At 67.9% G+C, this 17,673-nt stretch carries 19 protein-coding genes; 12 read left to right on the top strand and 7 right to left on the bottom strand.

The genetic code is table 11. From position 1 onward, the window contains the following. Positions 1-150: 150 nt before the first annotated feature. Entirely contained in the window at positions 151-1,200 is a 1,050-nt protein-coding gene (locus tag FMM06_RS05305) for an extracellular catalytic domain type 1 short-chain-length polyhydroxyalkanoate depolymerase (RefSeq protein ID WP_235889083.1), read from the top strand. Here FMM06_RS05305 and ruvB read toward each other — a convergent pair. Together ruvB and serB are read right to left on the bottom strand one after the other, a co-directional pair. Beyond that, positions 1,197-2,225, bottom strand: a complete 1,029-nt coding sequence (gene ruvB, locus FMM06_RS05300; RefSeq protein WP_143555113.1) for a Holliday junction branch migration DNA helicase RuvB — start codon at positions 2,223-2,225, stop codon at positions 1,197-1,199. The genes FMM06_RS05305 and ruvB overlap by 4 nt on opposite strands. After that, a complete protein-coding gene (serB, locus tag FMM06_RS05295) occupies positions 2,222-3,094 on the bottom strand; it encodes a phosphoserine phosphatase SerB (protein ID WP_235889081.1) in 873 nt (290 codons plus the stop codon). The genes ruvB and serB overlap by 4 nt, the downstream gene beginning before the upstream one ends. Here serB and miaA point away from each other — a divergent pair. The 8 genes from miaA (at position 3,078) to ilvC (ending at position 11,416) form a co-directional block, all read left to right on the top strand. Further along, the gene (gene miaA, locus FMM06_RS05290; RefSeq protein WP_143555111.1) at positions 3,078-4,016 is read left to right on the top strand and encodes a tRNA (adenosine(37)-N6)-dimethylallyltransferase MiaA; all 939 of its coding nucleotides are present in this window, start codon (positions 3,078-3,080) and stop codon (positions 4,014-4,016) included. The two genes, serB and miaA, sit on opposite strands and share 17 nt — an antisense overlap. A gap of 136 nt (positions 4,017-4,152) precedes the next feature. Next, positions 4,153-5,646, top strand: a complete 1,494-nt coding sequence (locus FMM06_RS05285) for a collagen-binding domain-containing protein (RefSeq protein ID WP_144237100.1) — start codon at positions 4,153-4,155, stop codon at positions 5,644-5,646. A 36-nt stretch (positions 5,647-5,682) separates the two neighbouring features. After that, on the top strand, positions 5,683-6,435 hold the full coding sequence (locus tag FMM06_RS05280) for a PEPxxWA-CTERM sorting domain-containing protein (RefSeq protein WP_143555110.1): 753 nt from the start codon (positions 5,683-5,685) through the stop codon (positions 6,433-6,435). 69 nt (positions 6,436-6,504) lie between these two features. After that, positions 6,505-7,461: an SGNH/GDSL hydrolase family protein gene (locus FMM06_RS05275; RefSeq protein WP_144237099.1), complete on the top strand. Its 957-nt coding sequence runs from the start codon at positions 6,505-6,507 to the stop codon at positions 7,459-7,461. Positions 7,462-7,546: 85 nt separating this feature from the next. Next, the gene (locus FMM06_RS05270; RefSeq protein ID WP_143555109.1) at positions 7,547-9,295 is read left to right on the top strand and encodes an acetolactate synthase 3 large subunit; all 1,749 of its coding nucleotides are present in this window, start codon (positions 7,547-7,549) and stop codon (positions 9,293-9,295) included. A 122-nt stretch (positions 9,296-9,417) separates the two neighbouring features. Next, entirely contained in the window at positions 9,418-9,741 is a 324-nt protein-coding gene (locus FMM06_RS05265) for a hypothetical protein (protein WP_143555108.1), read from the top strand. Next, a complete protein-coding gene (ilvN, locus tag FMM06_RS05260; protein WP_143555107.1) occupies positions 9,738-10,247 on the top strand; it encodes an acetolactate synthase small subunit in 510 nt (169 codons plus the stop codon). The genes FMM06_RS05265 and ilvN overlap by 4 nt, the downstream gene beginning before the upstream one ends. Before the next feature lie 149 nt (positions 10,248-10,396). Beyond that, on the top strand, positions 10,397-11,416 hold the full coding sequence (gene ilvC, locus FMM06_RS05255; protein ID WP_143555106.1) for a ketol-acid reductoisomerase: 1,020 nt from the start codon (positions 10,397-10,399) through the stop codon (positions 11,414-11,416). Positions 11,417-11,434: 18 nt separating this feature from the next. Here ilvC and FMM06_RS05250 read toward each other — a convergent pair whose 3' ends face one another. Then, positions 11,435-11,881 carry a DUF2721 domain-containing protein gene (locus FMM06_RS05250; RefSeq protein WP_207790242.1) on the bottom strand — a complete coding sequence of 149 codons (447 nt, stop codon included), beginning with the start codon at positions 11,879-11,881 and terminating at the stop codon, positions 11,435-11,437. 76 nt (positions 11,882-11,957) lie between these two features. Between FMM06_RS05250 and ppk2 the strand changes: the two genes are divergently transcribed. Both ppk2 and FMM06_RS05240 read left to right on the top strand, forming a co-directional pair. Further along, entirely contained in the window at positions 11,958-12,884 is a 927-nt protein-coding gene (gene ppk2 / locus FMM06_RS05245) for a polyphosphate kinase 2 (protein WP_143555104.1), read from the top strand. A 162-nt stretch (positions 12,885-13,046) separates the two neighbouring features. Next, positions 13,047-14,582: a 2-isopropylmalate synthase gene (locus FMM06_RS05240; protein WP_143555103.1), complete on the top strand. Its 1,536-nt coding sequence runs from the start codon at positions 13,047-13,049 to the stop codon at positions 14,580-14,582. A 3-nt stretch (positions 14,583-14,585) separates the two neighbouring features. On the opposite strand, the gene FMM06_RS05235 is transcribed toward FMM06_RS05240, so the two are convergent. From FMM06_RS05235 to FMM06_RS05220, 4 genes are all read right to left on the bottom strand, one after another. Beyond that, entirely contained in the window at positions 14,586-15,050 is a 465-nt protein-coding gene (locus tag FMM06_RS05235; protein WP_143555102.1) for a DUF6197 family protein, read from the bottom strand. Positions 15,051-15,066: 16 nt separating this feature from the next. After that, positions 15,067-15,549 (bottom strand): bacterioferritin, encoded by a 483-nt coding sequence (bfr, locus tag FMM06_RS05230; RefSeq protein ID WP_143555101.1) that lies wholly within the window; start codon positions 15,547-15,549, stop codon positions 15,067-15,069. A 64-nt stretch (positions 15,550-15,613) separates the two neighbouring features. Then, on the bottom strand, positions 15,614-15,778 hold the full coding sequence (locus FMM06_RS05225) for a (2Fe-2S)-binding protein (RefSeq protein WP_143555100.1): 165 nt from the start codon (positions 15,776-15,778) through the stop codon (positions 15,614-15,616). 83 nt (positions 15,779-15,861) lie between these two features. Beyond that, on the bottom strand, positions 15,862-16,809 hold the full coding sequence (locus tag FMM06_RS05220) for a hypothetical protein (protein WP_143555099.1): 948 nt from the start codon (positions 16,807-16,809) through the stop codon (positions 15,862-15,864). A 115-nt stretch (positions 16,810-16,924) separates the two neighbouring features. On the opposite strand from FMM06_RS05220, the gene FMM06_RS17140 reads away from it, so the two are divergent. Beyond that, a complete protein-coding gene (locus FMM06_RS17140) occupies positions 16,925-17,629 on the top strand; it encodes a PEPxxWA-CTERM sorting domain-containing protein (protein WP_235889079.1) in 705 nt (234 codons plus the stop codon). Positions 17,630-17,673: the final 44 nt, after the last annotated feature.

The following is a 17,673-nucleotide window of genomic DNA, read 5'->3' as shown; positions in this document are numbered from 1 at the left end:
CTGCCGGGCTTGCAAATCAAGCTCGGCGATGCATTTATTGTGCAGTGCAGCAACCATCGTAACTGATCGGTTGTTGACGTCATGCCGGCTTTTGCGGCGACGAGGGTATCGATGCCGGGTCTTTCTGAAACCGTTCGCAAGCTCGCGGCCATGCGCGCGATGCCGCAGGGTGCGGCGAGCGAAAGCCGCCTGACGCCGCTGACCGGCTTCGGGCCCAATCCCGGCGCGCTGTCGGCCTACACCTTTGTGCCCGATGACCTCCCGCGCGGTCGGCCGCTGGTCGTCGTGCTCCACGGCTGCACCCAGACCGCGGCGGGCTACGACGCCGGCTCAGGCTGGTCGCGGCTGGCCGACGAGGGCGGCTTCGCGCTGCTGTTCCCCGAGCAGACGCGCGCCAACAACCCGAACACCTGCTTCAACTGGTTCGTCCCCGCCGACGTGGCGCGCGACGGTGGCGAGGTCGCGTCGATCCTGGCGATGGTCGCGCATGTCGTCGCGACGCAGGGCATCGACCCGGCGCGCATCTATGTCACCGGCCTGTCGGCGGGCGGCGCGATGACGGCGGTGCTGCTCGCCGCTGCGCCCCATGTCTTCGCCGGCGGCGCGATCATCGCCGGGCTGGCGTCGGGCATGACCGCCAGCGTTCCCGAAGCCTTCGAGCGGATGCGCGGTCAGGGCCTGCCCGACACCGCGACGTTGCAGGCGCGGCTGCGCAGTGCCTCGACGCACGGCGGCACCTGGCCGACGCTGTCGCTGTGGCAGGGCGATGCCGACCGGACCGTCGCCGCCGCCAATGCCGAAGCCATCGTCGAGCAGTGGCGCGGCGTGCACGGCGTCGCCGCCGCACCGACGCGGACCGAGCGGCTGAACCAGCACCAGCGCCGTGTCTGGCGCGACGCCAAGGGCCGCGAAGTCATCGAGGCAATCACCCTGACCGGCATGGGCCACGGCACGCCGATCGGCGGCGGCGACGGCGTCGCGGGACCGTATATGCTCGACATCGGCATCTCGTCGACGCGCCACATCGCGCGCTTCTGGGGACTGAACGTCGCTGCCGCGCGGGCTGCCGACGCGCCCCCGCCGCGTGCCCGCAGCGAGACACCCCCGCCGCCGCGCACCCGTGCCCGCGTTATCGCCAAGCCGGCGGCCGTCAGCGGTGTCATAGAGGATGCGCTGCGCGCCGCGGGTCTGCTCCGCTAAAGCTCGTCGAGCAGCGGCAGCTGGAGCGCTGTGGCGGGCGGGACGACGCCGAGATGCTTCCACGCCGCCGGGTTGAGCATTCGGCCACGCGCGGTGCGGGCGACGAGGCCAGCCTGGATCAGGTATGGCTCGACGACCTCCTCGATCGTGTCGCGCGCCTCGCTGAGCCCTGCGGCGAGTGTCTCCACACCAACCGGGCCGCCACGGTAGATGTCGGCGATCATCATCAGGTAGCGCCGGTCCATCGCGTCGAGGCCCAGCGTGTCGACCTCCAGCCGGTTGAGCGCGGCGTCGGCGATCTTCGCGTCGACATGCCCGTTGCCCGCGACGCCCGCGAAGTCACGCACCCGGCGCAGCAGCCGCCCGGCGATGCGCGGCGTACCCCGCGCGCGCCCCGCGATCTCGCGTGCCCCGTCGTCGCCGAGGTCGAGGCCGAGCAGCACGCCCGCACGCCGCACCACCTGCTCCAGCTCGTCGACGGTATAGAATTGCAGGCGCAGCGGGATGCCGAAGCGGTCGCGCAAGGGCGTCGTCACCAGCCCCGACCGCGTCGTCGCGCCGATCAGCGTGAAGGGCGGCAGGTCGATGCGGACCGATCGCGCCGACGGCCCCTCGCCGATCATCAGGTCGAGGGCGCGGTCCTCCATCGCCGGATACAGGATCTCTTCGACCGCGGGCGCGAGGCGGTGGATCTCGTCGATGAACAGCACGTCGTGCGGTTCGAGGTTGGTCAGCAGCGCCGCAAGGTCGCCGGCGCGGGCGATCACCGGGCCGCTGGTCGCGCGGAACCCCACGCCGAGTTCGCGCGCGACGATCTGCGCCAGCGTCGTCTTGCCTAGCCCCGGCGGCCCGTGCAGCAGGACGTGATCGAGTGCCTCGCCGCGCGACTTCGCGGCCTGCACGAAGACCCGCAGATTGGCGCGCAGCTGCGCCTGGCCGACGAACTCGTCAAGCGACTTGGGGCGCAGTGCGGCGTCGATGTCCTCCGCACGGCGCAGCGGCGTGGCGAGCCGGTCGTCGGTCACGTCCGCATCTCCCAGTCGCGCCGCGCATAGCCCTGCGCCCATAGCAGCGCACTCAGGTCGCCGTGGCGGATATGGGCGTCGGCGGCGGCGGCGGCGCGCGGCTTGGCGTGGAAGGCGATGCCCAGTCCCGCCGCCTCGAGCATCGGGATGTCGTTGGCGCCGTCGCCGACCGCCAGCGTCTCCTCCAGCGGCACCCCGGCCCCCAGCAGTTCGGTACGCTTGGTCGCGGCATCGACGATCGGCTCGCCCACTGTCCCGTCGAGCCTGCCGTTCGTGATCCCCAGCCGGTTGGCGACGATGCGGTCGAAGCTCAGCGCGCGGCCGACGGGCTCGGCGAAGGCGGAGAAGCCGCCCGATACAAGAATCGCGCGGGCGCCCGCCTTGCGCATCGTCGCGAGCAGCGTCGAACCGCCCGGCGTTTCGCGGACCCGCTCCGCGAGGCAGCGCGCGATGACGCTTTCGTCGAGCCCCTTCAGCAGCGCCACCCGCGCCCTGAGCGCACCGGCGAAGTCGAGGTCGCCGCGCATCGCCGCCTCGGTGACCGCCGCGACCTCCAACTTCAGCCCGGCATAGTCGGCGAGTTCGTCGATGCACTCGCACCCGATCATCGTCGAATCCATGTCGGCGATCAGCAGCCGCTTGCGCCGCTCAGCGCCCATCGGCTGCACCACGACATCGGCGTGCGGCACCGCCGCCTCGACCGCGGCACGCAACGCCGGCTGAGCGCCGCCGCGCACCGGGATGTCGACCGCCTCGCTTGGGTCGAGCCATGTCACGGCGGCGGGCACTGCGCCCAGGCCCCGCAACGCGTCGCTTGCAGCGGTGACATCCCCCGGCGACAAGCGCGCGGCAATGAGCGTGACGAGCATCGAACCTCCCGCGGCGGACCGGCCGCGCGTCGCCATCATCGCGGGACCGACCGCCTGCGGCAAGTCGGCGCTCGCGCTTGAGGTCGCGGAAGCGCTTAACGGGACGATCATCAACGCTGACGCGAGCCAGGTCTATGCCGACCTGCGAATCCTGACGGCGCGGCCGAGCGATGCCGACATGGCGCGCGTGCCGCACCTTTTGTACGGCGTGCTCGACGGGAGCGAGGCGGGGTCGGCGGCGTCATGGGCGGCGCTGGCACGGGCTGCGGTCGCCGATACGCTCGCGGTAGGCCGGTTGCCGATCCTCGTCGGCGGCAGCGGGCTGTACCTGCGCACCCTGCTCGACGGCATCGCCGCGGTACCGCCGATCGACGCGGAGGTCCGTGAGGCGGTACGCGCGCTCGACGGTGTCGCTGCCCATGCTGCGCTGACCGATGAGGACCCCGCCGCGGCCGCGCGCCTCAACCCTGCCGACCGGCAGCGGGTGCAGCGCGCGCTCGAGGTGGTGCGTGGGACCGGGCGGTCGCTCGCGGCCTGGCAGGCGACCGCAACGAACGGCCTCGCCGCCACTGCCGATATCTGCGGCATGATCGTCGATCTGCCCCGCGACGAGCTCCGCGCCCGCTGCGACGCGCGCTTCGATGCGATGCTCGCGGCGGGGGGTCTTGAGGAGGTGCGCACGCTGGCGGCGCGGCGGCTCGATCCCGGCCTGCCCGTGATGACCGCTATCGGCGTGCCCCCGCTGCTGGCGCATCTCGCGGGCACGCTGAGCCTGGCCGACGCCGCCGACGACGCGCGTCACGCGACGCGGCGCTACGCCAAGCGCCAGCAGACCTGGTTTCGCAACCAGACCCCCGGATGGTGGCGTGTCGACAGCGCCGACGCAGCGCGTGCGACAATCCGTACCGTTCATATCGGTTAACGAAATAGTGTCGGAAATCTTTACAAGAAACCGTTCCGGCCCCTAAATTAACCTAGGTAATGCTTTTGGCACGAATATTGCTAAGTCGTTAACGGGCGGGTTAGTCGCCTTGGTAACGAGCTTGTTCGGGGTCAAAATGATGAAGTTGAATACACTTGGCATGGCGCTCGCCACGAGCGCGCTGATCGCAACCGGCGCGCATGCTGCAACTGGCAACGCGCGTGATGGCCTGATGCTGATCAAGGGCATCAACCTCATCGTCCTCGAAAACATGACGGTCAGCGGCGGCGAGGTCGAAGGGAAGACCTATGTCGGCGGCAACCTCGGCGGCACCAGCACGCAGATCGGCTTCGGCAATTCGCAGTACGGCCAGGCGCAGAACGCCTATTCGACGCTCACCGTCGGCGGCAACCTGACCGCCGGCATCCAGCTGTCGAACGGCCCCAACGGCGGCGTCAGCTCCACGATCGACAACTACGGCGCCTATGTCGTCGGGAGCGTCACGCAGCGGCTCAACCTGAACAGCAATGCCGCGACGGTGCGCGTCGGCGGCAACCTGCAGGACATTAACTACACGAACGGCACGCGCCTCGATGTGGCGGGCAGCACGCTCACCACGATCGGGCTGGGCGACAACAGCGTGACGCGGATCGGCGGCAACGCGACGGGCTTCAACAGCGGCAACAACAATGTCGTGCTCGACGTGCGCGGCAGCGTCGGCGACCTCGGCATCGGCACGGGCACCGTGCGCGTCGGCGGCGCGGTCGGAAACCTGAACGGTGGCAACAACATGAACGTGTCGGTCGTCGGCACGGTCGGCAACGGCAACCTGGGCAACAACACGACGCTCAGGGCGAACGGCAACGTCAACGTCAACGGTTCGGGCGGCTCGACGATCTACACCGCCGGCGATTTCACCGGGAACGGCAACGGCGCCGCAGTCAGCGAATTCTACAGCTTCAACAACGTCGTCACCGCGCCGACGACGCCCGACGCGCCGGTCGTGGACGGCCTGACGGCGTCGACCGCGCAGATCAAGGCCGACGTGCTGGCGCTGTCGAGCGCGCTCGGCGGGCTGGCGGTGACCAACATTGCGTCGACCGCGGCCGACAACGCGACGCGCCTGACCTTCACCGTCGCCGACACCAATCCCAACACGGCCGCCGTGTTCAACCTGAGCGCGGTCGAGTTCAACACCGCGACGCAATTTCAGTTCAGCTTCGCCAGCCTCAACAAGCCGGTGATCATCAACATCAGCGGCGCTGCCGACGGCGTCTACAACTGGGGCGCCACCGCCGCGAACTTCGGCGGCGATACGCTGCAGGCCTATTCGCAGAACATCATCTACAACTTCACCGACGCGACGACGCTGAACATCAATCGCGAAGTCTATGGCTCGGTGCTCGCTGCGAATGCAGTGGTGACCAACACCGCGAACATCAACGGCAGCGTCATCGCCAAGATCTTCACGATGCAGGCGGAGGTTCACCTCGGCACCTACGCGCGCAACGTCGATATCATCCCCGACCACGTCGGCACCGTGCCCGAGCCCGCAACCTGGGCACTGCTCATCACCGGCTTCGGCCTGACCGGGGCCGCCATGCGCCGCCGCCGCAGCGTCGCCGCCTGAAATTACCTGTCATCCAATCCTTATTCGGAGATCAACATGTCCAAGACTCTCATCCTCGCGAGCGCCGTGCTCGCAATCGGCGCCGCCGCCCCGGCGGCCGCGGTCACCAACCTGATCAAGAACGGCAGCTTCGAGCTGGGTGCCCTCGGCACCGGCGGCTTCACCAACTACACGTTGCTGAACACCCCCGATGGCGTCCCGGCGCAGGACCAGGCCGCCAGCATCATCGGCTATAACAACACCAACAGCTATCCGACCGGCGCGTACGGCGAGTCGGTCACCCCCGACAACACCCCGTCGGGCAGCCCCGACGCGGTCGGCAACCAGGCCGCCTATTTCGTCGGCGACTTCTCGGTCAACGAGTCGATCAACCAGCTGACCTACCTGACGCCGGGCAACTACCGGATGGGCTTCAGCTATTACCTGACCGCCAACGGCCTCGCCAATGTCGGCAACTCGAGCCTGCAGGCGACTATCATCGGCGTCGAGGTCGCGTCGACCATGATCACCGGCGCATCGACCGCGCAGACCTGGCTGTACGCCAGCGGCGTTGCGCAGATCACGCTGGCCGGCCATTATCGCACCAGCTTCGTGTTCAACTCGAACCAGTTCCCGTCGAAGGACGTCGTGATCGACCGCGTCTTTGCCGTCGCCACCAACGACCCTGCGACGGTGGTCATCCCGCCGACGCCGGCGCTGGTGCCCGAACCCACCACCTGGGCGCTGCTGATCGCGGGTTTCGCCATGACCGGCGTGTCGCTGCGCCGCCGCAAGTCGGTCGCCGCGTAACCGCGATCATAAATTCTTCATCCGAAACGTCTACCATGTCCCCCTGTCGAAAGATGGGGGGACATTTCCATGAAGCTTCGTGTCATTCTGGCGGGCGCGGTTGCCGCGATGCTCGCCCTGCCCGCCGCGGCGGCGCTGCCGACCAAGGTCTATGTCTTCGGTGACAGCTTCACCGATTCAGGCAACGCCAACATCGGCACCGGCGGCGCGGCCGCGAACGCAGCCCAGGGCTATTTCCAGGGCCGCTTCGGCGACGGCTACAACTTCGCCGACTTCATCTCCAAGCGCCTGACCGGCGAGTACGCCACCCCCTTCCTCGCGGGCGGCGACAATTTCTCGGTCGGTGGCGCGCGCGCCGGCGGTGACTCGATGTCGGGGCCGTTCGTCGTCCCCGGCCTGCCGTCGCAGCGCACCTTCTACGCCTCGAAGTACGGCAACTTCGTCGACCCGAACGGCCTGTACATCATCAATTTTGGCAACAACGACGTCAACGCGATCCAGAGCGGCGACATCGGCGGGCTGACCGTGCCGCAGTACAGCGCTGCCTATGTCACCAACATCGTCCAGACGATCGGCCTGCTCAACGCTGGCGGCGCGACGCGTATCGTCATCCTCGGCGTGCCCAACCCCGACGAGGTCGAGGGCCAGGCGCTGCAGGCGCAGCTCGATGCGGCGCTCGACCTGATCGAGCCGAGCCTGACCGCCGACCTGACGCGCTTCGATTTCTTCGCCTTCTTCAACGCCCTGCGCGCCAGCCCGCAAAGCTATGGCCTGACCGCCGACGTCGATTTCACGACGCCGTGCCTCGCGGCGCGCCCGGTGATCAACGGATCGGTCGACTGCACCGGCTTCTTCAGCTTCGACGGCATCCACGTCACCGAACCCGTCCAATTCGAGATCGCGCGCGCCGTGCTGACCCAGGCGGGCCTGCCGACGGTGCCCGAACCCGGCACCTGGGCGCTGATGATCATCGGCTTCGGCATGACCGGTCTGGCCGTCCGCCGCCGCACCGCACAGCCTGCCTGAAGAGATTTTTTATTGCGCGCGGTCGGTTGACCGCGCAATTTTAATGCCGTACCCGACCGCCAACGTAAGTTAGCGAGTCGCCAAAATGCCTGCCCAACCCACCGGTGCCGAGATCGTCGTTCAGGCGCTGTGCGACCTCGGCGTCGATACCGTCTTCGGCTATCCCGGCGGCGCCGTCCTGCCGATCTATGACGCGCTGTTCAACCAGTCGCGTATCCGCCACATCCTCGTCCGCCACGAGGCCGGGGCGATCCACGCCGCCGAAGGCTATGCGCGCAGCACCGGCAAGCCCGGCGTCGCGCTCGTCACCAGCGGCCCCGGCGCGACGAATGCGGTCACCGGCATCGCCGACGCGCTGATGGACTCGATCCCGATCGTCGTGCTGACCGGCCAGGTGCCGACGCACCTGATCGGCACCGACGCCTTCCAGGAATGCGACACCGTCGGCATCACGCGCCACTGCTCGAAGCATAATTATCTCGTGAAGGACACCGCGCGGCTGGGCGACGTGATTCACGAGGCATTCCACATCGCCACCGCCGGCCGCCCCGGGCCGGTCGTCGTCGACATTCCCAAGGACGTGCAGGTGGCGCGCGCCACCTACGTCAAGCCCGGCGTCATCAAGCACAAGACCTATCAGCCGCAGGTCAAGGGCGAGCTGTCAGCCATCGAGGCGGCGGTCGAGATGATCGCCGCGGCCGAACGCCCGATCCTCTACACCGGCGGGGGCATCATCAATTCGGGTCCGGGTGCGTCGCTGCTGCTGCGCGAGTTGGCGCGGCTCACCGGTGCGCCCGTCACCTCGACGCTGATGGGCCTCGGCACGATGCCGAACGAGCATCCGCAGTTCCTCGGCATGCTGGGCATGCACGGGTCATACGAGGCCAACATGGCGATGAACCAGTGCGACCTGATGGTCTGCCTGGGCGCGCGCTTCGACGACCGCGTGACGGGCCGCCTCGACGCCTTCTCGCCGGGCAGCCGCAAGATCCACGTCGATATCGACCGTTCATCGATCAACAAGACGGTGCGCGTCGACCTGGCCGTCGTCGGCGACGTCGGCCATGTGCTGGAGGACATGCTGCGCCTGTGGAAGGCCCGCGGCCACCGCGCACAGGACCTGAAGCCCTGGTTCGCGCAGATCGACGGCTGGCGTGCGCGCAACTCGTTTGGGTTCGAGCAGACCGGCCCGGCGATCGCGCCACAGCATGCAATCAGGCGGCTGTGGGCGGCGACGCATCACCTGAAGCCCATCATCACGACAGAGGTCGGCCAGCACCAGATGTGGGCGGCGCAGCACTTCGGCTTCGACGGCCCGAACAAGTGGCTGACGAGCGGCGGCCTCGGCACGATGGGCTACGGCCTTCCGGCGGCGATCGGCGCGCAGCTCGGCAACCCGGGCAGCCTGGTGATCGACATCGCCGGCGAGGCGTCGATCCAGATGAATATCCAGGAGCTCGGCACCGCCACCCAGTACCGGCTGCCCGTCAAGGTGTTCGTCCTCAACAACGAATATATGGGGATGGTCCGCCAGTGGCAGGAACTGAACCACGGCGGCCGGTACTCCGAAAGCTACAGCGACAGCCTGCCCGACTTCGTCAAGCTGGCGGAGGCGTATGGCTGGACGGGCATCCGCATCGAGACCGCCGACGAACTCGACGCCGGCATCGCCGCGATGCTGGCCGCCGACGGCCCGGTGTTCGTCGACTGCCGCGTGTCGAAGATGGCCAACTGCTTCCCGATGATCCCCAGCGGCGCGGCGCACACCGACATGATGCTGCACGCGGGCGAGACCGTCGGCGAGGCGGACGAAGACGCGAAGGCGCTGGTTTAGTGCTCAACCCTGACCTCGTCATGCTGGCGAACGCCAGCACCGATGGCTGTGCGGGCAACGGCGGTCGGGGTTCGCTCGACCGTGGGTGCTGGCGTTCGCCAGCATGACGTCGGGGTAGCGCGGTGTCCCTCCTCCTCGACTGGCTAGAATGGCTGCTGACGGTCGCGCTTCCGACGCTGCTCGTCATCGGCTTCCTGCAGTATGCGCATGAGACGCGCGGCGACGTGATCCTGCGTCGCCTCGCCAACGGGGTGGCGTTCGTCCTCAACCTCGCCATCCTGCTCAAGGCGGCGCTGACGGTGCGCGAGTATCTGCCCGACGACCCGCGGTTCGGCCTGCTGCTGCAGATCGGGCTGCCGCTGGCACTCGGCCTGCTCGGCATGATCGTCGGGCGGCTGGTCAAGGCGCTGGGCACGCGCCTCGCCAAAGCACAGGTAAGCACATGAAATCCGAACCTGCCGAACGTCACACCCTCTCGATCCTCGTCGACAACGAGGCCGGCGTCCTCGCGCGCATCGTCGGGCTGTTCTCGGCGCGCGGCTACAACATCGAGAGCCTGACCGTCGCCGACGTGTCGGACGACCATCTTGTCAGCCGCATCACCGTGGTGACGAGCGGCCCGCCAAACGTCATCGAACAGATCATGGCGCAGCTCGACCGGCTGGTGCCCGTCCACCGCGTCCTCGACCTGACCGCACTCGGCCCGCACGTCGAGCGCGAGCTGGCGCTGGTGAAGGTTGCCGGCACCGGCGACAAGCGCGTCGAGGCCCTGCGCCTCGCCGACATCTTCCGCGCCCGCGCGGTCGACACGACGACAGGCAGCTTCGTCTTCGAGATCAGCGGCAGCACGTCGAAGGTGCAGAGCTTCGTCGACCTGATGCGCGAGGTCGGGCTGGTCGAGGTGGCGCGCACCGGCGTGGTGGCGATCGCGCGGGGGGCGGAGGCGGTATGAGACGCTTGACATTTATAACCTAATCGGTTATACAGCTTGATTGGACCCGGGGATGCGAACCGGGCGAGCGGGCGATTTCTCGAAATGGCTTCGCGGGCGCAAAATTCGCTTACTTGTTCATATTCGGATCTTACAAGGCAGGAATTGAAATGCAGGTTTACTACGACGCCGACGCCGACATCGGCCTCATCAAGGGCAAGAAGGTCGCGATCGTCGGCTATGGCAGCCAAGGCCATGCGCACGCGCAGAACCTGCGCGACTCCGGCGTGACTGACGTCGCCGTCGCGCTGCGCCCCGGCTCGGCGACCGCCGGGAAGGCTGAACAAGCTGGCTTCAAGGTGATGTCGAACGCCGACGCCGCCGCCTGGGCCGACGTCGTGATGATCCTGGCGCCCGACGAGCATCAGGCGGCGATCTACGCCGACGACCTCGCGGCGAACCTCAAGCCCGGCGCGTGCCTCGCCTTCGCTCATGGCCTCAACGTCCACTTCGGGCTGATCGAGCCGCGCGCCGATCTCGACGTGATCATGATCGCCCCCAAGGGCCCGGGCCACACCGTCCGCTCCGAATACCAGCGCGGCGGCGGCGTGCCCTGCCTGATCGCGGTCCATCAGGACGCCAGCGGCAACGCCCACGACCTGGGCCTCAGCTATGCCTCGGCCGTCGGAGGCGGACGCTCGGGGATTATCGAAACCAACTTCCGCGAGGAGTGCGAGACCGACCTGTTCGGCGAGCAGGCGGTGCTGTGCGGCGGCCTGACCCACCTGATCCAGGCGGGCTTCGAGACGCTGACCGAGGCCGGCTACGCCCCCGAGATGGCCTATTTCGAGTGCCTGCACGAGGTTAAGCTGATCGTCGACCTGATGTACGAAGGCGGCATCGCCAACATGCGCTACTCGATCTCGAACACCGCCGAGTACGGCGACATCACCACGGGCCCGCGCATCATCACCCCCGAGACCAAGGCCGAGATGAAGCGCGTCCTCGCCGACATCCAGGGCGGGCGCTTCGTCCGCGACTTCATCCTCGACAACCGCGCCGGCCAGCCCGAGCTCAAGGCCTCGCGCAAGGCCGCAGCCGCGCACCCGATCGAGGAGGTCGGCGCCAAGCTGCGCGCGATGATGCCGTGGATCGGGAAGAACAAGCTGGTCGACAAGGCCGTCAACTGAGGCGCGGAGGGTGCGCGGTCAGAGCATCTCGCCGCGCACCTTCACCGACCGCATCGCGATCTGCACCTCGATCAGGAACAGCAGCAGCCCGCCGATCAGCAGGATCATCGCACCCACGAACAGTGCCGCGACGATCACCGAGCCGCGCAGCGGGATGAGGTCGCCGACGAACAGCGCCGCGACGACGACGCAGACCAGCAGCGCCGAAAGCGTGCACAGGCCGATCGCCCAGTGCGCCGCGGTCATCCGCCGGCCGAGCACCCGCAGTTCGGTGCGCGCACGGGCGGCAAGGTCGATGTCGTATCCGTGGATCTCGGCCTCGATCAGCCGGGCGCGGTCGATGACCCGCCCGAGCCGCGTCGTCAGCACGTTCATGAACGACCCGATGCCCGCGAGCAGGAACACCGGCGCGGTCGCCAGCTGGATATTGTGCGCGATCGCGTCGACGGGGAGCGGCAATGCCATGCCCGCCATGTGGGGGCCGCGCGCGGCGCGGGCAAGCTGTCACGTCCCCGTCACGCCCGCGCCGTAACAATTGCCGATGGCCGATCCCGCTCCCCCGCCCCCGCAGTCGGTCGTCGACCGCATCAAGGCCGAACTGGCCGACAGCTTCGACGAGGAGCTGGAGCTTGAGCTCGACGACGACCGGCTGCAGGCGCTGATCAACGACATGTCGGACCATCCAGCGCGCGAGCAGCTCGACCGCAAGGCCTATTTCCGCGAGCTATTCAGGCTGCAGCACGAGCTGATCCGCTTGCAGAGCTGGGTCCAGGCGAAGGGCCTTCGCGTCCTCGTGCTGTTCGAGGGGCGCGATTCGGCGGGCAAGGGCGGCGCGATCAAGCGTATCACCCAGCGCCTCAACCCCCGCGTCGCGCGGGTCGTCGCCCTGCCCGCCCCGTCGGAGCGCGAGCGCACCCAATGGTATTTCCAGCGCTACGTCCCCCACCTGCCCGCCGCCGGCGAGATCGTGCTGTTCGACCGCAGCTGGTACAACCGCGCCGGGGTCGAGCGCGTCATGGGCTTCGCGACGCCGGAGCAGGTCGAGCAGTTCTTCGACGACGTGCCGGCCTTCGAGCGCATGCTGGTGCGATCGGGCATCGTGCTGCTCAAATACTGGTTCTCGGTCAGCGACGCCGAGCAGGAGCTGCGCTTCAACATGCGCATCCACGACCCGATGAAGCAGTGGAAACTGTCGCCAATGGACCTCGAATCGCGCCGCCGCTGGGAGGAGTACACCGCCGCCAAGGAGGAGATGTTCGCGCGCACGCATATTCCGGAGGCACGCTGGTGGGTCGTCGACGGCGACGACAAGAAGCGCGCGCGCCTCAACTGCATCGCGCATCTGCTCGCGCAGATCCCCTATCAGGACGTCGAGCAGCCCGAGGTCGTGCTGCCCGCGCGCATCCGCCACGCCGACTATGTCCGCCACCCGGTACCCGCCGACCTGCACGTGCCGAACACCTATTGAGCCGGCGCGGGGGATGGGTTAGCGTAAGGGCGATGATCGGCACCGGCCTGCTCCTGCGACTTACACGCCCTCGGGCGTGACGCAGATGCTCGCGTGCGCGAGCCTTGCACGCCTGAGGGTCTTCCCGCCGCTTCCCGGAACCCGATACTCAGCAGGCCCATCATGACCGACCATATTCGCATCTTCGACACGACCTTGCGCGACGGCGAGCAGTCGCCCGGCTGCTCGATGAACCTCGAGGAGAAGCTGCGAGTCGCCGCCCAGCTCGAGGCGCTCGGCGTCGACATCATCGAGGCGGGCTTCGCAATCGCCAGCGAGGGCGACTTCGAGGCGATCGTCGCGGTCTCGCGCCAGTGCGAGCGCGCCATCGTCGCGTCGCTGGCCCGTGCCGCGACGGGCGACATCGACCGCGCCTGGGCCGCGGTGCGCCACGCGAAAAGCCCTCGCATCCACACCTTCATCGCGACCTCGCCGCTCCACATGCGCGTCAAGCTGAACAAGACCCCCGACGAAGTCATCGAGGCGATCCGCACCTCGGTCAGCCACGCGCGCAACCTGTGCGCCGACGTCGAATGGTCGGCCGAGGACGCGACACGGTCGGATCCCGACTATCTGTGCCGCGCCGTCGAGACCGCGATCCGCTGCGGGGCGACGACGATCAACCTGCCCGACACCGTCGGCTATGCGACCCCCGAGACCTATGGCGCGATGTTCCGCGACGTCATCGGCCGCGTGCCGAACGCCGACCAGGCGGTGTTCTCGACGCATTGCCACAACGATCTGGGCCTCGCGGTCGCCAACACCCTCGCCGCGATCATGGCGGGCGCGCGCCAGTGCGAGGCGACGGTCAACGGCATCGGCGAGCGCGCCGGCAACGCCGCGGTCGAGGAGATCGCCATGGCGATCCGCGTGCGCGGCGACGTGCTGCCCGTGCAGACCGGTATCGTCGCGAAGGAGATCACCCGCGCCAGCCGGCTGGTCAGCGGCATCACCGGCATGGCGGTGCAGGCCAACAAGGCAATCGTCGGCGCCAACGCCTTCGCGCACGAGAGCGGCATCCACCAGGATGGCATGATCAAGGATTCGAGCACCTACGAGATCATGACCCCCGACAGCGTCGGCCAGGGCGCGACCAACCTCGTGCTCGGCAAGCATTCGGGCCGTGCGGCATTTAAGCAGAAGCTCGGCGAGCTGGGCTACGACCTTAGCGACAACGAGTTCGGCGACGCCTTCAAGCGCTTCAAGGACCTCGCCGACGCCAAGAAGGCGATCTGGGACGAGGATATTGTCGCGCTGGTCGACGACGAGGTGCTGCGCGGCCACGACCGGGTCCAGGTCCGCGAGGTCGAGATCCACTGCGGCACCGGCCCCGCGCGTGCCATCCTGACGCTCGACATCGACGGCGTCGAGGCGACCGCCGCGGTGCGCGGCAACGGCCCGGTCGACGCGCTGTTCAACGCGGTCCGCAAGCTGGTTCCCCACGACGGCACGACGCTACAGCTGTACCAGGTCCACGCCGTCACCCAGGGCACCGACGCCCAGGCCGAGGTGTCGGTCCTGCTGGCGGAAGACGGCCGCACCGCGCGCGGCACCGGCGCGCACAACGACACGCTGGTCGCGAGCGCGCGGGCCTACGTCAACGCGCTCAACAAGCTGGAGGTCAAGCGCGGCCGGTCGGCACTCGCGCAGGCGGGGTAGCGCCTATCGTTGCGGCTGCGCGGCAAGCCGGACGCGCAGCCGCTGCTCGGCGCGGTCGAGGACGCTTCCGATATCGGCGAAGCTGGTGCGCGGATCGTTATTATAGTCCATCAGTCGGTGCTGGTACTGACGGTCGGCGGTCAGGCCGTCGATGACGAAGCGCACCTGCTGTAGAGCCGCGCCGCGATGCGCCGCCTTGCCCAGCACGTCGACCTGCGCCTGTTGGAGCGCGCAATAGAGGCTGAATTTCTGTGCTGCGGCCGGGCACTGCCGATTGTCGGCACGGTTCCAGCGCGCCTCGGTGTCGAGCAGTTGCCGGGCGCGCGCGATCACCGCAAGGTCCGCCGGCACGACCTGCGGATCGAGCTCGTCGCCGGGGTCGGGTACGATGGCGCGCGGTGCGGCCGTGCTAGCATAGGCGCTCGATCCGGCGATCAGCGCCACAGCGATGCCGACCGCCCACCGCATGGTTCGCCCTTTTGCCTCAGTCCTCTGTCGCCGCCTTCGATTGCAGCTGGATGTAGTTCGGCAGGCCCATCGCCTCGATCATCTGCTGCTGGCGCTCGATGAAGTCGACGTGCTCCTCCTCGGCTTCGAGGATCGCGACGAACAGTTCGCGGGTGGCGAAGTCGCTGACCTTCTCGCAGTGGGGGATCGCTTCCTTGAGCAGCGCGAGCGCCTCGTATTCGAGCGCCAGGTCAGCGGCGAGGATCTCGGGGACGTTCTCACCGATGCGCAGGCGACCGAGCTGCTGCATCGCCGGCAGGCCGTCGAGGAACAGGATCCGCTCGGCCAGCCTGTCGGCGTGCTTCATCTCGTCGATGGATTCGTGGCGCTCGTAGGCCGCCAGCTTCGCGATGCCCCAGTTGTCGAGCATGCGGTAGTGCAGCCAATATTGATTGACCGCGGTCAGCTCGCCCTTAAGGACGGCGTTCAGATATTCGATGACCTTGGCATCGCCGCGCATGTGCCGCTCCCTTTCGACTGCTGTGAAGCAGCGGCGGGGCTCAAGTCAATCAGGCCCAGTCCGTTCAAGCAGCGCGAAGCACCTCGCGCGCGAAGCTCAGGCACTGGCCGCACTTGGGTTTGCAGCCGAGGCGGGCGTAGGCAGCGACCGGGCAACCCGTCGGCGGGCCGTTGCGCGACGCCGACTTGACCTGCCGCTCGCCGAGGCCGTTGCACACACAGACGATCACCGATTCGCTCTCCCGTCCCGCTGTTGCGAGTCGTTATCGGTGATTGAAGCGAGGATTGCAAGTCGTTCGCACTAGCATGGACTCTAGACGGGCTGCACGCTGACCGACATCGCACCCGCCCGCTCCATGTCGCGCACCAGCCTGTCGAAAGCACGCATCGCGGAATATGATTCTGCGCGATAGGCATCGCCCGCCAAGACCTCAGCGGGAACGATGAAGCCGCGGCCTACGGCTGCGAGCTCACCGCGCGCGACGAGCGGGGCGATTCGCCGCCGCACCGTTTCAAAGGGCAGCTGCAACTCGCGCGCCAGTTGCCGCAGCGTCACCGGCTGACGCAGCGCGTCGGGCGGCGGGCGGTCGTATTCGGCATAGGCGCGCGAGAGCAGCGGATCGGCGCGCATCGGCCGGACGTTCGCTGCGACGGTCCCGATGCAGATCGCGGCGTCGATCACATGGCCGTAGCGCTCGACGACAAATTCCATCAGCCTGATCCCGGTATCGACGACCAGCCGCGCCACCACCGTCGATGGCACCGCCGCGCAGCCCGCGGCGAGTGCCGCACGTGCCGGGCCGTGACCCTCGTCGGCGAGCGCGTTGCAGCAGTCCAACAATGCGGCGGCATCGATCCGCATGACCTCCACCATGGCGGGCGTTGCGAACAGCCCGGCGGGGGCGATGCAACCGCGCTCGCCGATCGTCACCAGCCCGGCACGCATGGCGCCGTGGGCGCGGCGTCGGACGGTCTCGATCGGTAGCTTCATCGATGCCGCGATCGCCGCCATGCTAACCGGTCGGCGCAAATCGTCAGGGGCGTCGATGCCGAGCCAGCCCTCCGCAGTCGTGAAGGGCAGATGCGCGAGATTGGCGGCCATGACGACGCCGAAGATCAACGCTTCGAGCCGGTCGGCCCCGGTGACCGCCTGCCAGCGCGTCACGCGACCTTGCGTGAATTCGGTGAAGTGATGACCGACGAGGCGTGGCTGCACCGGACCGGGCGCGGCAGGCGGGTCGAGGCGCAGGTCGCAGATCATGACGGATATCAAACGTAACTGACCCAAATTGGGGTGCCAAGTCCACGCCACAGCTTAAGTTTTCGGTACGAGAGCTGGCCCGGCACGACACTGCGCCGGCGAACAGGGGGCATTCATGATTTCAGCGTTTCGCATTTCCACTATCACGGTCGCCGCCGCGCTCACCGCCCTCACGGCGGTACCCGCTACGGCGGCACCGCCGTCGGCCGGGACCAGCGTCGTCCCGAACGACAATTTCTATCTTACGCTGCTCGGCTACACACGTTTCAACACCTACACGCTGTTTGCGGCGTCGACGGCGTTCGGCAGCGTCGTGACGTTCGGCGGAGCAGGCTATAACGGCCAGGACATCACCGTGTACTCAGGTGAGACCACCAACGGCGGCGAGACGATCGCGGAAATCATTCTACGGACGCCCGAGAACTTCCTATTCGATGCGGAGATCAACGGCGATGTCGTCGTCGCCTATAATCTTATCATCGGCACCTACAGCCCCGGCGACACGCTTGACTTCGTCAGCCCGCTGACGCCGATCAGTCAGTTCGCTGCGGTGAGCGGCGCGGCTGGCCCTGCAACTATCGACCCGCGCACCAGTCTGAGCAACGGCGATACCGCGCTGACGAGCGAGCTCATCTATTCGACCGGCAGCTACAGCATCCCGATCAGCTCGATCGGGATCGACACCTTCTACTACTCGGTCAATTACGCTCCGCTGGCGGCAGGGGTGCCCGAGCCCGGCACCTGGGCGCTGATGATTGCGGGTTTCGGTTTGGTTGGGGCGGGGGCCCGCCGGCACAGGCGCGCCGTGAAGGCGGCCTGACCGGGGAGCGCATTGGCACCTTGGCGGCTCGTGCCGCCGGGTGC

Origin of the sequence: Glacieibacterium frigidum, from assembly GCF_007097155.1 — a bacterium.
GTDB classification, from domain to species: domain Bacteria; phylum Pseudomonadota; class Alphaproteobacteria; order Sphingomonadales; family Sphingomonadaceae; genus Glacieibacterium; species Glacieibacterium frigidum.
This window is presented reverse-complemented; position numbering and strand designations above follow the sequence as displayed.

Excerpts from the sequence above, each read along its gene's own strand:
- ilvN (WP_143555107.1), top strand. The coding sequence starts at position 9,738 with ATGAAATCCGAACCTGCCGAACGTCACACCCTCTCGATCCTCGTCGAC.
- FMM06_RS05250 (WP_207790242.1), bottom strand. The coding sequence starts at position 11,881 with ATGGCATTGCCGCTCCCCGTCGACGCGATCGCGCACAATATCCAGCTG.
- FMM06_RS05275 (WP_144237099.1), top strand. The coding sequence starts at position 6,505 with ATGAAGCTTCGTGTCATTCTGGCGGGCGCGGTTGCCGCGATGCTCGCC.
- bfr (WP_143555101.1), bottom strand. The coding sequence starts at position 15,549 with ATGCGCGGCGATGCCAAGGTCATCGAATATCTGAACGCCGTCCTTAAG.
- FMM06_RS05285 (WP_144237100.1), top strand. The coding sequence starts at position 4,153 with ATGATGAAGTTGAATACACTTGGCATGGCGCTCGCCACGAGCGCGCTG.
- ilvC (WP_143555106.1), top strand. The coding sequence starts at position 10,397 with ATGCAGGTTTACTACGACGCCGACGCCGACATCGGCCTCATCAAGGGC.
- miaA (WP_143555111.1), top strand. The coding sequence starts at position 3,078 with ATGAGCGTGACGAGCATCGAACCTCCCGCGGCGGACCGGCCGCGCGTC.
- FMM06_RS05220 (WP_143555099.1), bottom strand. The coding sequence starts at position 16,809 with ATGATCTGCGACCTGCGCCTCGACCCGCCTGCCGCGCCCGGTCCGGTG.
- FMM06_RS05305 (WP_235889083.1), top strand. The coding sequence starts at position 151 with ATGCGCGCGATGCCGCAGGGTGCGGCGAGCGAAAGCCGCCTGACGCCG.
- FMM06_RS05280 (WP_143555110.1), top strand. The coding sequence starts at position 5,683 with ATGTCCAAGACTCTCATCCTCGCGAGCGCCGTGCTCGCAATCGGCGCC.
- FMM06_RS05240 (WP_143555103.1), top strand. The coding sequence starts at position 13,047 with ATGACCGACCATATTCGCATCTTCGACACGACCTTGCGCGACGGCGAG.
- FMM06_RS05235 (WP_143555102.1), bottom strand. The coding sequence starts at position 15,050 with ATGCGGTGGGCGGTCGGCATCGCTGTGGCGCTGATCGCCGGATCGAGC.
- FMM06_RS05270 (WP_143555109.1), top strand. The coding sequence starts at position 7,547 with ATGCCTGCCCAACCCACCGGTGCCGAGATCGTCGTTCAGGCGCTGTGC.
- serB (WP_235889081.1), bottom strand. The coding sequence starts at position 3,094 with ATGCTCGTCACGCTCATTGCCGCGCGCTTGTCGCCGGGGGATGTCACC.
- FMM06_RS17140 (WP_235889079.1), top strand. The coding sequence starts at position 16,925 with ATGATTTCAGCGTTTCGCATTTCCACTATCACGGTCGCCGCCGCGCTC.
- ppk2 (WP_143555104.1), top strand. The coding sequence starts at position 11,958 with ATGGCCGATCCCGCTCCCCCGCCCCCGCAGTCGGTCGTCGACCGCATC.